This window comes from Pseudomonas sp. MYb327, from assembly GCF_040438925.1.
GTDB lineage: Bacteria > Pseudomonadota > Gammaproteobacteria > Pseudomonadales > Pseudomonadaceae > Aquipseudomonas.
Map to the genome: position 1 here is coordinate 4,266,814 of NZ_CP159258.1, position 13,927 is coordinate 4,280,740.

18 protein-coding genes are annotated in these 13,927 nt (G+C 58.4%); 12 read left to right on the forward strand and 6 right to left on the reverse strand.

Going from position 1 to position 13,927, the window contains the following annotated elements:
* Nucleotides 1-208 precede the first annotated feature (208 nt).
* Nucleotides 209-664, reverse strand: a complete 456-nt coding sequence (locus ABVN21_RS19270) for a flavodoxin (protein ID WP_339553357.1) — start codon at nucleotides 662-664, stop codon at nucleotides 209-211.
* Nucleotides 665-767: 103 nt separating this feature from the next.
* Between ABVN21_RS19270 and ABVN21_RS19275 the strand changes: the two genes are divergently transcribed.
* Nucleotides 768-1,244 (forward strand): PAS domain-containing protein, encoded by a 477-nt coding sequence (locus tag ABVN21_RS19275; RefSeq protein WP_339553356.1) that lies wholly within the window; start codon nucleotides 768-770, stop codon nucleotides 1,242-1,244.
* A gap of 54 nt (nucleotides 1,245-1,298) precedes the next feature.
* The gene (locus tag ABVN21_RS19280; protein ID WP_339553355.1) at nucleotides 1,299-1,904 is read left to right on the forward strand and encodes a hypothetical protein; all 606 of its coding nucleotides are present in this window, start codon (nucleotides 1,299-1,301) and stop codon (nucleotides 1,902-1,904) included.
* A 3-nt stretch (nucleotides 1,905-1,907) separates the two neighbouring features.
* On the opposite strand, the gene ABVN21_RS19285 is transcribed toward ABVN21_RS19280, so the two are convergent.
* A complete protein-coding gene (locus tag ABVN21_RS19285; protein WP_339553354.1) occupies nucleotides 1,908-2,867 on the reverse strand; it encodes a MerR family transcriptional regulator in 960 nt (319 codons plus the stop codon).
* A gap of 220 nt (nucleotides 2,868-3,087) precedes the next feature.
* Between ABVN21_RS19285 and ABVN21_RS19290 the strand changes: the two genes are divergently transcribed.
* The 7 genes from ABVN21_RS19290 (at nucleotide 3,088) to ABVN21_RS19320 (ending at nucleotide 7,670) form a co-directional block, all read left to right on the forward strand.
* Nucleotides 3,088-3,657, forward strand: a complete 570-nt coding sequence (locus tag ABVN21_RS19290) for an antibiotic biosynthesis monooxygenase (protein ID WP_339553353.1) — start codon at nucleotides 3,088-3,090, stop codon at nucleotides 3,655-3,657.
* 142 nt (nucleotides 3,658-3,799) lie between these two features.
* The gene (gene folM / locus ABVN21_RS19295; protein WP_339553352.1) at nucleotides 3,800-4,510 is read left to right on the forward strand and encodes a dihydromonapterin reductase; all 711 of its coding nucleotides are present in this window, start codon (nucleotides 3,800-3,802) and stop codon (nucleotides 4,508-4,510) included.
* A 20-nt stretch (nucleotides 4,511-4,530) separates the two neighbouring features.
* Nucleotides 4,531-5,109, forward strand: coding sequence for a GTP cyclohydrolase I FolE (gene folE, locus ABVN21_RS19300; RefSeq protein WP_339553351.1), 579 nt, complete (start codon nucleotides 4,531-4,533; stop codon nucleotides 5,107-5,109).
* Nucleotides 5,109-5,480, forward strand: coding sequence for a dihydroneopterin triphosphate 2'-epimerase (gene folX, locus ABVN21_RS19305; protein WP_008026970.1), 372 nt, complete (start codon nucleotides 5,109-5,111; stop codon nucleotides 5,478-5,480). Before folE ends, folX begins: the two co-directional genes overlap by 1 nt.
* Before the next feature lie 96 nt (nucleotides 5,481-5,576).
* Nucleotides 5,577-5,873: a DUF1244 domain-containing protein gene (locus tag ABVN21_RS19310; protein ID WP_339553350.1), complete on the forward strand. Its 297-nt coding sequence runs from the start codon at nucleotides 5,577-5,579 to the stop codon at nucleotides 5,871-5,873.
* The gene (locus ABVN21_RS19315; RefSeq protein ID WP_339553349.1) at nucleotides 5,866-6,204 is read left to right on the forward strand and encodes a HopJ type III effector protein; all 339 of its coding nucleotides are present in this window, start codon (nucleotides 5,866-5,868) and stop codon (nucleotides 6,202-6,204) included. Before ABVN21_RS19310 ends, ABVN21_RS19315 begins: the two co-directional genes overlap by 8 nt.
* Before the next feature lie 212 nt (nucleotides 6,205-6,416).
* The gene (locus ABVN21_RS19320; protein ID WP_339553348.1) at nucleotides 6,417-7,670 is read left to right on the forward strand and encodes an aspartate aminotransferase family protein; all 1,254 of its coding nucleotides are present in this window, start codon (nucleotides 6,417-6,419) and stop codon (nucleotides 7,668-7,670) included.
* Nucleotides 7,671-7,811: 141 nt separating this feature from the next.
* Here ABVN21_RS19320 and trxB read toward each other — a convergent pair whose 3' ends face one another.
* Nucleotides 7,812-8,768: a thioredoxin-disulfide reductase gene (gene trxB / locus ABVN21_RS19325; RefSeq protein ID WP_339553347.1), complete on the reverse strand. Its 957-nt coding sequence runs from the start codon at nucleotides 8,766-8,768 to the stop codon at nucleotides 7,812-7,814.
* Nucleotides 8,769-9,083: 315 nt separating this feature from the next.
* On the opposite strand from trxB, the gene cysZ reads away from it, so the two are divergent.
* Both cysZ and ABVN21_RS19335 read left to right on the forward strand, forming a co-directional pair.
* Nucleotides 9,084-9,836: a sulfate transporter CysZ gene (gene cysZ / locus ABVN21_RS19330; RefSeq protein ID WP_339553346.1), complete on the forward strand. Its 753-nt coding sequence runs from the start codon at nucleotides 9,084-9,086 to the stop codon at nucleotides 9,834-9,836.
* A gap of 40 nt (nucleotides 9,837-9,876) precedes the next feature.
* Nucleotides 9,877-11,076 (forward strand): glycosyltransferase family 1 protein, encoded by a 1,200-nt coding sequence (locus tag ABVN21_RS19335; protein ID WP_339553345.1) that lies wholly within the window; start codon nucleotides 9,877-9,879, stop codon nucleotides 11,074-11,076.
* A gap of 114 nt (nucleotides 11,077-11,190) precedes the next feature.
* Here the strand turns inward: ABVN21_RS19335 and ABVN21_RS19340 are convergent, their stop codons facing one another.
* The 3 genes from ABVN21_RS19340 to ABVN21_RS19350 form a co-directional block, all read right to left on the reverse strand.
* A complete protein-coding gene (locus tag ABVN21_RS19340; RefSeq protein ID WP_339553344.1) occupies nucleotides 11,191-12,294 on the reverse strand; it encodes an NADH:flavin oxidoreductase in 1,104 nt (367 codons plus the stop codon).
* A 195-nt stretch (nucleotides 12,295-12,489) separates the two neighbouring features.
* Complete coding sequence (locus ABVN21_RS19345; RefSeq protein ID WP_339553343.1) at nucleotides 12,490-12,972, reverse strand: glutathione peroxidase; 483 nt, start codon at nucleotides 12,970-12,972, stop codon at nucleotides 12,490-12,492.
* A gap of 123 nt (nucleotides 12,973-13,095) precedes the next feature.
* Nucleotides 13,096-13,581, reverse strand: coding sequence for a peptidylprolyl isomerase (locus ABVN21_RS19350; protein ID WP_339553342.1), 486 nt, complete (start codon nucleotides 13,579-13,581; stop codon nucleotides 13,096-13,098).
* Here ABVN21_RS19350 and ABVN21_RS19355 point away from each other — a divergent pair.
* Entirely contained in the window at nucleotides 13,550-13,876 is a 327-nt protein-coding gene (locus ABVN21_RS19355; RefSeq protein WP_339553341.1) for a DUF3565 domain-containing protein, read from the forward strand. The two genes, ABVN21_RS19350 and ABVN21_RS19355, sit on opposite strands and share 32 nt — an antisense overlap.
* Nucleotides 13,877-13,927 lie beyond the last annotated feature (51 nt).

A 13,927-nucleotide genomic window follows, 5' to 3' on the forward strand; every position in this document is an offset into this window, starting at 1 on the left:
GGATTTTTATTATGGAGTGTTTCCAATAACAACCGAGTCTAGTCACCCCCCGCGTTCGCGTAGTTGCATTGGCAGCCAGCTTGATGGCCCAACGAGTCAGAGGGTCAACAAGTTTGGATCCGTGTCAAACGGCCGCCGCCAGACGGGTGACAGAGCGCACATTCAAACGCTCCGACAGAACCATGGCGATCCCCTTGAGGGAAGCCGATCAACCTTTCAATGCGTCGACCAATTCCGCCAGCCAGGGCTCGGCATCCGCTTCTGGCGTAACGCTTTCGCTGGCGTCCAGACGCAACATCGGCAGGACTTCGCGAATGCCCAGTTCGCCGAACAACTCGCGCATCAGCTCACCGCCGCCGCAAAACGTATCGCCATAACTCGCATCACCCAGGCCGATCACAGCGCCGGGCAAGCCACGCCAGGCAGCGGGCAAAACGTCACGAATCGAGAAGTACAGCGGCTGCAGGTTGTCCGGCAGCTCGCCCATGCCAGTAGTCGAGGTCACCGCCAGGAAGGCGTCAGGACCAAAGGCCTGGACATCGACCAGGCTGGCACGCGGGTTGTGGAAGGTTTCGAAACCGGCGGCTTTCAACATGTTTGCGGCGTGACGGGCGACTTCTTCAGCCGTGCCGTACACCGAGCCGGAAATGATGGCGACTTTCATCAATCTTGATCCTGAAGCTGAGTAAAAGACCCGGATCTTAACAGCACGGTCTTTATTGTTCTTTTAGAATCCAGCAGACCACCATCAAGGAAGGGTTACGCCGATGATCAATGCAAAACTGCTGCAACTGGCCATCAACGCCTCGAACGACGGCATCGTGATTGCTGAAAAGGAAGGCGATCAAGACAAGATCCTGATTTACGTCAACCCGGCATTCGAACGCCTGACCGGTTATACCAGCGAAGAAATCCTCTATCAGGATTGCCGCTTTCTTCAATCGGGCGACCGCGATCAGGAAGCCCTCGTGAAAATTCGCGACGCGCTGAACAGTGAAGGGGCGTGCCGGGAAATTCTCCGTAACTACCGCAAGGACGGCACACCGTTCTGGAACGAGCTGTCTCTTTCAACGGTGAAAAACCCGAATGACGGCCAGGTTTATTTTGTGGGTGTACAGAAAGACGTCACGGTTCAAGTCAAGGCGTTGCAGCGTGTGGCGCAGCTTGAAGCGCAATTGGCCGAGGTCCAGGCTGAGCTTGCTGCACTGAAAGCGACGAACGGTAAAAACAAAACAGCGAATTAAGTGTCATTAACTACAATCACCGAACAGTTTGTAACTTTTTCTTACGAGCCTGATATGCATCGCGACGCGCTCCTGACCCAGGATGAACTTGATTTCATCCAAACCATGCAGCACAACCCGCAGCTCAATGTGCGGGACGCGACGTCGAGCCTGCTCGTCAACGGTGGTTCGCAAATCCGTGACTTGCTAACGCGCCTTGCTGCGCATGAGCAGGTCACCATTCAAGCCAACTTCGAAAATCAACAGATGACCTTCCCCCTGCATTTGGTGGAAGACGAGTTTCATGCGCTGCATTTGCGTCTTGGCGTTCCGAGTATTTATGAAGACGGGCCTTTGGTCCGGCCATGGCGACTGGTGCTCGAAGAGCCCGTAGCGCTGGAAAATGCCCAGGGACAACCCGGCACGATGTGGGTGCACGAAATATCGTTCAAAGGTGCCTTGATCGAAGTTCGCAACAAAACTAAGGCACCCAAGCATTTTGCCTTGTGGTTCAGCCCCTCAGGCTATGAACGAATCGCTCTGCGTGGCACTTTCGAGAAAGAAACCGAGCAAGGCTTTTACGCCTATCAGTTGAGCCAGAGCGACACGGATGAGACCGAGCGCTTGCGCCAATTCATCCTGCAGCAGCACCGATTGACCCATCCCGCCCTGCATCTCTGACTCTCAAGTATCCAGGCCACCGGCCAGAAACTGTTGCAGTCGCTGACGCATCAGCAATCCCTCATTACCCAGGCATCCGATTGCTGATCCCGCCAGACTCTCCTGAGCCAGATCGGACGCGTCTCCAGCGAGCAACAACGGACACTCCAGGCTCGTCGCCAGGCGATTCAAACGCCGTGGTAGCTCTGGACTCGGCACATGATTGGAAAACAACACCAGCGCCTGGGGCTTGATCCTCTCGCAAACCAGAGTCAACTCCTCAAACGGCTGGTCGACGGTCAGCACGCGCACCCCCGTTTGCCCATCGCTCAGGAACAACGCGGCAATCAGCAATTCAAGTTCACGGCACTGCCCCGACAAAGCGCTGACGATGACTCGCCTTTGCGGCTTGTCACGGATCAGCAGCAAGCGTTGCAATACCCGTGAACGCAGAAAACTATCCAGGAACAGCCACTCACTGGTCACGCCGAATGAATCCTGACGTTGCAGCAATTGCTTCCAGAGCGGGATAAGGATGTCCTGGAACACCACGGACTGAGAGTAAGTGGAAAAAACCTGGCCGTAGACCTGATCCAGCTGTGCATCGTTAAACGCAAAAACAGCAGACCGGACCTGCTGTTGCCATTGCGCGTAATCGGCTTGGACCAGGTCATCGGGGATAATGTGCGACAGCGCCTGCAGCGGTTCGGCCTTGGCCAGTATCTTGCCGATTTTACTGACGGCAACACCGCGTTCGAGCCAGCTGAGGATGCTGCGAACTCGCTCGATATCGTTCGGCGAATACAGACGATGCCCACTTTCGGTGCGTGCTGGCACGATCAGCCCGTACCGGCGCTCCCATGCACGAAGGGTTACCGGGTTGACGCCGGTTAGACGCGACACTTCGCGAATGGGAAAGAGCTCATCCTGCTCAAGTGCGACACCCTGGCTGGAATCCGAAGCGATGTCAGTGAGTACGGGCATCTGGTTAAACGTCCTTGTGTCGTTCGAGCCTCATTCTAACTCTCCCGCGCCGTAAAATTTCCGTAAAGATTCAATACCTGAATCATGAGAAAATGTCACAGACGCTCCGGGACAAATCAGGAATAATCCTTGCTTGTCCCAAGACGCAGCCCACTACCCCGGCGCTGCGCCTGGCGAAACTCCTACCCGGAGTGACGCAATCGTTATACGGAGATACATAATGTCTACCTCACCCGTCACGCTGATGGTTGCGCGCCGCGTCGCCAATGGGCGTTACCAGGACCTGATCGCCTGGTTACGCGAAGGCGAACAGCTGGCCACCGACTTCCCCGGTTATCTCGGCTCTGGCGTGCTCGCTCCGCCGCCCGACGATGACGAATTCCAGATTATCTTCCGCTTCGCCGACGAGCAGACCCTGCACGCCTGGGAACATTCCGCCTCGCGCACTGCCTGGCTGGCCCGTGGCAGCGACTTGTTCGCCCATCCCACGGAACATCGGGTCAGTGGCATCGAAGGCTGGTTCGGCGCTGCCGGCCAACGACCGCCACGCTGGAAACAGGCCGTGGCGATCTGGCTGGCATTCTTCCCGGTTTCGCTGCTGTTCAACTTCGTGCTTGGGCCGTTACTTGGCGAAATGTCACTGCTGCCACGCGTGCTGGTCAGCACACTGTGCCTGACGCCGTTGATGGTTTATTTCTTTATTCCGCTGTCGACCCGTTTGCTGGCGAGTTGGCTTAACAGCACTCCTGCACGACGATTGCCTGCTGAACCCTCTCCCCAAAACCGCTGACAGATCGCAGGCTTCGCCAGCTCCTATATAAAGCGGGAACGTACCCCTTACTGTAGGCGCTGCCGCAGGCTGCGATCTTTTCAGAGGCATCGCACGGCTCGTCGCTGGTATAGTTTTGATCTCACCGCGACGCGAGCCGTTCATGACCTCTTCCTCCGCCCCGATCCTCATCACCGGTGCCGGCCAGCGTGTCGGCCTGCATTGTGCGCAGCGATTGCTCGAAGACGGCCATCGCGTGATATTCAGCTACCGCAGCGAACGTCCCGGCGTGCAAACACTGCGCGATCGAGGGGCAACGGCGGTGTTCGCCGACTTCTCTTCCGAGGCCGGAATCTTCGCCTTCATCAGCGAACTGAAAACCCACACCGACAGCCTGCGGGCGATCGTACATAACGCTTCCGAATGGCTGGCCGAAACGCCGGACACCGACGCCGAGGCGTTTACCCGCATGTTCAGCGTGCACATGCTGGCGCCCTACCTGATCAACCTGCATTGTGCCGACTTGCTCGAACGCTCAAGCCCCGCCGACATCGTGCACATCAGCGATGACGTGACCCGCAAGGGCAGCAGCAGGCACATCGGCTACTGCGCCAGCAAAGCCGGGCTCGACAGCCTGACCCTGTCCTTCGCCGCGAAGTACGCGCCCGCCATCAAGGTCAACGGAATCGCGCCAGCCCTGCTACTGTTCAACCCTGACGATGACGCGGCCTACCGTGCCAAGGCGCTGGCCAAATCCGCGCTGGGCATCGAACCCGGCTGCGACGTGATCTACCAGAGCCTGCGTTATTTACTTGATAACCCTTATGTCACCGGCACGACCCTGACCGTTAACGGCGGAAGGCACATCAAATAAGTGTCTCGCGAGGATTTTCCATGACGTTATCCCTGCCTCAGAACGCCCTGTCCGAGAGCTATCGCGAGATCCTCATCGGTCTGGGTGAAAACCCCGACCGCGAGGGGCTGCGCGACACGCCGCTGCGCGCCGCCAAAGCCATGCGTTACCTGTGTCATGGTTACGAACAAAGTGTCGAGGAAATCGTCAACGGCGCCTTGTTCGCTTCTGACAACGATGAAATGGTCATCGTTGACAACATTGAGCTGTACTCGCTTTGCGAACATCACCTGCTGCCCTTCATCGGCAAGGCGCATGTAGCTTATATTCCGACGGGCAAGGTACTGGGTTTGTCGAAAATTGCGCGTTTGGTGGACATGTTCGCCCGGCGCCTGCAAATCCAGGAAAACCTCACCCGGCAAATCGCCGACGCGGTGCAACAAGTAACCGGCGCGGCAGGGGTTGCCGTGGTCATCGAAGCCCAGCACATGTGCATGATGATGCGCGGCGTCGAGAAACAGAATTCGACCATGAACACCTCGGTGATGCTCGGCGCCTTCCGCGCATCGAGCAACACGCGCCAGGAGTTCCTGCAATTGATTGGACGGAGCAAGAAGTAATGCCACAACTTCAACCAGGCATGGCACGCATCCGGGTCAAGGACCTGTGCCTGCGCACCTTCATCGGCATCAACGAGGACGAAATCCTCAACAAGCAGGATGTGTTGATCAACCTGACCATTCTGTACGCGGCTCAGGAAGCGGTGCGTGACAACGACATCGACCACGCGCTGAATTACCGGACCATCACCAAGGCGATCATCGCGCACGTGGAAGGCAATCGCTTTGCCCTGCTCGAGCGCCTGACACAGGAAATTCTCGATCTGGTCATGGCCAATGAGTCGGTGCTGTACGCCGAGGTCGAAGTCGACAAGCCTCACGCCCTGCGGTTTGCCGAGTCGGTGTCGATTACGCTTGCAGCGAGCCGCTAGCTACAAGCTTCGAGCGACAAGCTGTAAACTTGGACTCATCGCCCATCATCTTGCAGCTTCGAGCTTGCCGCTTGCCGCTGTCTCGCAGAGACCCCCATGACCGATCAACAACGCCTGGAACTTGAAGCCGCCGCCTTCCGCCGGCTAGTCGCGCACCTGGACAGCCGCAAGGATGTGCAGAACATCGACCTGATGAACCTCTCGGGTTTCTGCCGCAACTGCCTGTCCAAGTGGTACAAGGCTGCCGCTGACGAACGCCAGATCGACGTCAGCCTCGATGATGCCCGCGAAGTGGTTTACGGCATGCCGTACGCCGAATGGAAAACCCAATACCAGCAAGAAGCCAGCGCCGAACAACAAGCGGCGTTCGCCAAAGGAAAACCTAATGAGTGATTTGAACACCCTGCGCGCCAGCCTCAAAAGTGGCGAACACGCTTTCGCCGACACCCTGGCGTTCATAGCCGCCGGTTACGACTATCAGCCCCAGGCGTTCACCAACGGTGGCGTGGAAAACGCTGCAGGGCAGAACGAAGGTTCGTGCAAGACGCTGGGACTGGCACTGCTCGAAGGCTTGAGCGATGAAGAAGCCTTGCTGGCGTTTGGAGAGCATTACCGTTCGGTACAGGGAACTCCGGAAGGCAGCGATCACGGCAATATCCGTGCTTTGATCGCCCACGGTCTGGCCGGTGTCAAATTCGCTCAACAGCCACTGACTCGCCGCTGATCTTTGTAGGAGCCGGCTCGCTGGCGATGGCGGCGTATCAATCAACATCGACATTGCCTGACACATCGCGATCGCCAGCCAGCCGGCTCCTACGGGTATTGGCGACACATTCCGACTTTTAAGATTGACCCGGCAACTTTATTTCGTTTGCCCCGCACCACCGCTCACGGCTTAGATAAAAAGAAGCGCCCCTTCTTCAGAGTCGGTCATCCATGAGCAGCGAATCCATCAGTCAGTCGATCAACATCGTTCACCCCGTCACGCTCAGCCACGGCAAAAATGCCGAGGTCTGGGACACTGATGGCAAACGCTTCATCGATTTCGTCGGTGGCATCGGCGTACTGAACCTGGGCCATTGCCATCCGCGTATCGTCGAAGCCATCCAGGAACAAGCCACCCGCCTGATTCATTACGCGTTCAACGCCGCACCCCATACGCCCTACCTCGCTTTCATGGATCGCCTCAGCGCGTTTATCCCGGTGGATTACCCGGTCAGCGGCATGCTCACCAACAGCGGTGCCGAAGCGGCGGAGAACGCCCTGAAGATCGTCCGTGGAGCGACCGGCCGCACGGCCGTCGTCGCCTTCGATGGCGCCTTCCACGGTCGCACACTGGCCACCCTCAACCTCAACGGTAAAGTTGCGCCGTACAAACAAAAAGTCGGTGTGTTGCCAGGGCCGGTGTATCACCTGCCTTATCCGAGCCGTGACAACGACGTGACCTGCGCCGACGCACTGAAGGCCATGGAGCGGCTGTTCAGCGTCGAGATCGACGTCGACGACGTGGCCTGCTTTATCGTCGAGCCGGTGCAGGGCGAAGGCGGTTTCCTGGCGATGGACGTCGAGTTCGCCCAGGCGTTGCGCAGGTTCTGCGACGAAAAAGGCATCGTACTGATCGTCGATGAAATCCAGTCCGGTTTCGGGCGTACCGGCGAGCGCTTTGCGTTCTCGCGCCTGGGCATTGAGCCCGATCTGATCCTGCTAGGCAAAAGCATCGCCGGCGGCGTTCCGTTGGGTGCGGTGGTCGGGCGCAAGGCGCTGCTCGATAATCTGCCCAAGGGTGGCCTTGGTGGCACTTACTCGGGCAATCCCATCGCTTGCGCGGCCGGACTGGCGACTCTGGACGAGATGACCGACGCCCATCTGCAATCCTGGGGTTCGCAACAGGAAGAAGCGATTGTCAGTCGCTACGAAACCTGGCGCGCGAACAAGCTGTCGCCGTATCTCGGCCGCCTGACCGGTGTCGGAGCAATGCGCGGTATCGAGCTGATCAAGCCTGATGGTACGCCCGCTTCGGCGCAGCTGACGCAATTGCTGGCCCTGGCGCGGGACGCGGGTTTGTTACTGATGCCTAGCGGTAAATCGCGAAACATCATTCGGCTGCTGGCGCCGTTGACCACCGAAGCTGCGGTGCTTGAGGAGGGTCTGGACATCCTTGAGGCGTGCCTCGCCAAGCTGTCCCTGTAGGAGCCGGCTTGCTGGCGATGGCGGCATATCTACCAATATTGATATCGCCTGACACACCGCAATCGCCAGCAAGCCGGCTTTTACAGGTCTGCGTCGCCCATAAAAAAACCGGCCGAAGCCGGTTTTTTTATGGGCGCAGAATCAAGCGTTCTTCACGTTGTCGAGGTAGCGCTCGGTATCCAGTGCCGCCATGCAACCGGCACCGGCCGAGGTGATGGCCTGACGATATACGTGATCAGCCACGTCACCGGCGGCGAAGATACCTTCGACGCTAGTGGCAGTGGCGTTGCCGTCACGGCCGCCCTGCACGACCAGGTAGCCGTCTTTCAACGTCAGCTGGCCTTCGAACAGCGAAGTGTTCGGGGTGTGGCCGATGGCGATGAACACGCCGTCGACTTTCACTTCGTCGAAGCTGCCGTCGTTGTTCTTCAGGCGGGCACCGGTCACGCCCATGTTGTCGCCCAGGACTTCGTCCAGGGTCGCGTTCAGCTTAAGGATGATCTTGCCTTCGGCGACGCGGGCATTGAGCTTGTCGATCAGGATTTTCTCGGCGCGGAACGTTTCGCGACGGTGAATCAGAGTCACGGTGCTGGCGATGTTGGCCAGGTATAGCGCTTCTTCAACCGCAGTGTTACCGCCGCCCACAACAGCCACTGGCTTGTTGCGATAGAAGAAACCGTCGCAGGTCGCGCAGGCCGAAACGCCTTTGCCCATGAACGCTTCTTCCGATGGCAGGCCCAGGTAACGAGCACTGGCGCCGGTAGCGATGATCAGGGCGTCGCAGGTGTAGGTCGCGCTGTCGCCGATCAGGGTGTATGGCTTGGCAGCGAAATCCACGGCATTGATGTGATCGAAAACGATCTCGGTTTCAAAGCGCTCGGCGTGCTCTTTCATGCGCTCCATCAACGCCGGGCCGGTCAGGCCGTGAACGTCGCCCGGCCAGTTGTCGACTTCGGTGGTGGTGGTCAGTTGACCGCCGGCCTGCATGCCGGTGATCAGCAATGGCTTGAGGTTGGCACGGGCGGCGTATACCGCAGCGCTGTAACCGGCAGGGCCGGAACCAAGAATAATCACACGCGAATGACGGACTTCAGACATGACCTGCTCCTGTTGACCGGCCCGGAACACCTGGCGCGGAACGCCGGGTTGCCGGCGGGAATAAAAAAGAACGGTGGAAGGCACTTTGGGAAGGCTTGAACCCGACCGTCCTGTAAAAAGATTGGGTGCAGCGTATCGAGGGGGCGAAGATTAAGGAAATACGGTTTAACAATCCAGCTCATAGGTGGTCTCTATTCCGTCGGCGTGATTATCAGGACGCCTTTGTTACAGTGAATGTCGATACCGCTGTCGTGCTTTCACCTGTCAGGCAAAGCCGGTAAGGTCGGCGCGTTTACCCTCTGCTCGGAGCACGTTATGCCCGCCCCCGTTCTGTCCGGCCCGCAATATCTGCGCGAAGGCCTGAAACTGGTTCTCAGCCCCAGCCTGCGCCTTTTTGTATTGCTCCCACTTCTGATCAACCTGGTGCTGTTCGTCGGATTGATCTATCTGGCCGGCCATCAATTCAGCCTGTGGGTCGATACGCTGATGCCGTCCCTGCCTGATTGGCTGAGTTTCCTCAGCTATGTCCTGTGGCCACTCTTTGTGGTGCTCGTGGTGCTGATGGTGTTTTTCACCTTCACCATGCTCGCCAACGTCATCGCCGCACCGTTCAATGGCTTCCTCGCGGAAAAAGTCGAAGTGGTGGTGCGCGGCACCGACGACTTCCCGGCCTTCAGCTGGGGCGAACTGATCGCCATGATCCCGCGGACCTTCGCCCGGGAAATGCGCAAACTCGGCTACTTTCTGCCCCGTGCGATCGGCTTGTTCATCCTCTCGTTCATCCCCGTGGTGAACATCATCGCTGCACCGCTGTGGCTGTTGTTTGGGGTATGGATGATGGCGATCCAGTACATCGACTACCCGGCCGACAACCACAAACTGGGCTGGAACGAGATGCTCGCCTGGCTGCGCGAGAAGCGTTGGCAGAGCATGAGTTTCGGCGGCAGCGTTTATCTGGTGTTGCTGATTCCGGTGGTCAACATCCTGATGATGCCAGCAGCAGTGGCCGGGGCAACGCTGTTCTGGGTCCGCGAACGTGGGGCCGAAAACCTGGTGACCGAACGCTAATCCGGTCACAAATCCATCATCTGACCGTCACAACGCCGACATGGCCTCAGCCGACACTGGGGTCATGACGACAGCTCTGCATATCACCCTGATCACCGAAACATTTCCACCCGAAATCAACGGCGTGGCCAATACCCTTGGTCGCTTGTGCGACGGTTTGCGAGCACGTGGGCATCAAGTGGAATTGGTGCGACCGCGTCAGGACTGCGATCAGCAGAACAGCAGCGACGATGAATTGCTGTTGTGCCGGGGCTGGCCGCTGCCGGGCTATCCCGGTTTGCAATGGGGCCAGTCGTCGATGCACAAGCTGCTGCGGCGCTGGAAGCGTCACCGCCCGGACGTGCTGTACATCGCCACCGAGGGACCGTTGGGACTGTCGGCATTGCGCGCGGCACGGCGCCTGGGGATTTCGGTGGTCAGCGGCTTTCACACCAATTTCCAGCAGTACTCCAGTCAATACGGGCTTGGACTGCTGACGCGTTTGCTTACCCACTATCTGCGCTGGTTTCACAATCGTTCGACGCTGACGCTGGTGCCAAGCGTGAGCCAAAGGATGGAATTGGAACGCCGGCATTTCGAGCGCCTGGCGTTATTGTCCCGAGGCGTCGACAGCCAATTGTTTCACCCGGCCAAACGGGTGAATGCGCTGCGCGAACAATGGGGGCTGGGCGAGAAAGATATCGCTGTCATCCATGTCGGACGTTTGGCCCCGGAAAAAAATCTCGGCCTGCTCAAGCGTTGCTTCGACACACTGAAAACAACTTATCCACAGCGCACCCTGAAATTGATCGTGATCGGTGACGGTCCGCAGCGTGCAGCCCTGGAGAAGGACCTGCCCGAGGCGATTTTCTGTGGCTCACAACGGGGTGAAGTCCTCGCCGGTCACTATGCCTCGGGCGATGTGTTCCTGTTTCCGAGCCTGACGGAAACTTTCGGCAATGTCGTGCTGGAAGCACTGGCCTCCGGTTTGGGCGTGGTGGCTTACGATCAGGCGGCAGCGGCGCAGCATATCCGGCATGGCTACAACGGCGTGTTGGCGATGCCGGGGGATGAGGAGGCATTCTGTGATGCCGCGGTGTGGTTGCTGGAGAAACGCGAAACCTTGCGCTGTGTGCGGCTCAATGCGCGCCAGCATGCCAGCCGGCAGGGTTGGGCGACGATTATCGAGCAGTTTGAGGGGCAGTTACGGGGGGCTTGCGTGGGGGAGTTGGTGATGCCGAATGCACCGACCTTGCCTTGAATCTTTGTTGTTTTTGAGAGGGTCATCGCTGGCAAGCCAGCTCCTACAGTTTCTAAGAAACCGCGACATCTGTAGGAGCCGGCTTGCCGGCGACAGGTTCAGTCCAGACGCTACTTAAACCAGCGTCATCAACGCCTCACGGCTGAACGGCAGGATGTCTTCTTCGCGACCGTCACGCACTTTCTGCGCCCAGTCCGGGTCCACCAGCAGCGCACGGCCAACCGCCACCAGGTCAAACTCGTCGTTGTTCAAACGCTCCAGCAGTTTTTCCAGGCTGGCCGGTTGCGCGACCTTGTCGGTGTTGACCATGAACTGCAAGAATTCGCCATCCAGACCAACGCTGCCCACGGTGATGGTCGGCTTGCCGGTGAGTTTGCGCGTCCAGCCCGCCAGGTTCAGCTCGGAACCGTCGAACTCCGGTTCCCAGAAACGGCGTGTTGAGCAGTGGAAAATATCCACGCCGGCATCGGACAACGGCTTGAGGAACTCACCCAACGCTTCCGGGGTTTGCACCAGGCGCGCCGTGTAGTCCTGCTGCTTCCACTGCGAGAAGCGGAAGATGATCGGGAAACCTTCACCGACCGCGGCACGCACGGCTTGAATCAATTCGATGGCAAAACGCGAACGGTTGGCCAGGCTGCCGCCGTATTCGTCGGTGCGCTGGTTGCTGCCTTCCCAGAAGAACTGGTCGATCAGATAGCCGTGGGCGCCGTGGATTTCCACGCCGTCCATGCCGATGCTCTGGGCATCCTTCGCCGCCTGGGCGAACGCGGCAATCACATCCTGAATATCCTGATGGGTCATGCCGTGAACCACGACCTGGCCGTCCTTCACTTTTTCCGACGGACCGTAACCCGGCACGCTGGCATCCGGCTCGGTGCCGATGCGACGCACGCTGCCTACGTGCCACAACTGCGGAACAATCTTGCCGCCTTCGGCATGTACAGCGTCGACAACTTTTTTCCAGCCAGCCAGCGCAGCCTCACCATAGAAATGCGGCACGTTCGGATAGCCGTTGGACGCCTGGTGACCAACGGTCGTGCCTTCGGTGACGATCAGGCCTACGCCGGCGGCGGCACGACGACGGTAGTATTCGATCACTTTGGAATTAGGTACGCCGCCCGGCGAAAACGAGCGAGTCATCGGCGCCATGACGACGCGGGTCGGCAATTCGAGGGTGCCGAGGTGGAACGGTTTGAACAGGGCTTTTACAGGCATGGGACGCTCCACGAAGAATGACTTTATGACGGCGATAATATGGAGCTTCGTGCGAGCTGGGAAGCACTATTGATTTTGGTGATTAAGGGTCAAAAGGTAGAGAGTCTGTAGGAGCCGGCTTGCTGGCGATCCATGCGCCACGGTGTATCAGGAACACCGCGATCGCTAGCCAGCCAGCTCCTACAAAAGGGAGTGTCAGCTCAGGGCTTTTTCAATCGCCTGAATGACAGAGGGATCATCCGGTGCTGTACGCGGTGAGAACCGCGCCAGCACGCGTCCGTCTTTCCCCAGCAAGAATTTTTCAAAGTTCCAGGTGATGTCACCGGGGAATTCCGCACCCTCGCCCGCCAGCAATTTATACAGCTGGTGACGCTCGTGGCCATTGACTTCCAGCTTGCTGGACAACGGAAACGTCACGCCATAGTTGAGGCTGCAAAACGCCTTGATCTCTTGCTCGGTGCCCGGCTCCTGCCCCGCAAACTGGTTGCACGGCAGCCCCAACACGCTAAAGCCTTTGCCTTTGTATTGCTGGTAGAGGTTTTCCAGTGCCGCGTACTGTGGGGTCAAACCACATTTGGAGGCAACGTTGACCACCAGCACGACATGCCCCTTGAAAGGTGCCAGGGGTAGCGCCTGCCCATCCAGGGCTGTCAAATTAAGATCGTGAAAAGCACTCATGACGTACTCCAGATTCCAGTGTTCTTCTCGAAACAGCCACTTGGCGGCGTCAATCGGGACAGCCGCAACTAAAAAGGCGCCCTCGGGGCGCCTCTCCAGTTATCGAAAGCTTAGCGCAGAAAATCAGTGGTGATGGCCACCTTCGCCATGGACGTGGCCATGAGCGATTTCTTCCTGGCTGGCGTCACGGATGTTGACGATCTTGACCTGGAAATTCAGGCGCTGACCGGCCAACGGGTGGTTGCCGTCGACGGTAACGTCATCGCCGTCCAGATCGCGGATGGTCACTATCTGCATCTGGCCGTCCGGAGCGGAAGCGTGGAACTGCATGCCCACTTCCAGTTCATCAACGCCTTCGAACATGCTGCGGCTCAGGGTGCTGACCAGTTCGGCAGCGTATTCGCCGTAGGCATCTTCCGGCTCAACGGCTACGGTCAGCTCTTCGCCGACTGCTTTGCCTTCCAGTGCCTTTTCCAGGCCAGGGATGATGTTACCTGCGCCTTGCAGGTAGACCAGCGGCGCGCCGCCGGCGGAGCTGTCGATGACCTCACCAGCGTCGTTGGTCAGGGTATAGTCGATGGAGACAGCCTTATTGGCGGCGATCAGCATGGGGCGAGACCTTTTGCAGAAGAATATTGAAAGGCCAAGTTTAGCGAAGCAATCGCCTGAAAGCGAACACAACCCGGACAGACGGGTTGTGACGATCACGGGCTTTCATCAGGACGAGGACGGACACTGGGTGGCCGAGCTTTCCTGCGGCCATACCCAACACCTGCGACACCAGCCACCATGGCAATCGCGAGCCTGGGTCATGGATCCCGTGCAACGTCTTGAAAAAATAGGCCAGCCCTTTGATTGCGGTTGGTGCGCACAGGGCTCGGTTAGCGATAACCTTGGCGACTGAATTGCGGTAGATCGTCAGCTATAGATGGTCGCCATTGCCATGCTCCTTTAG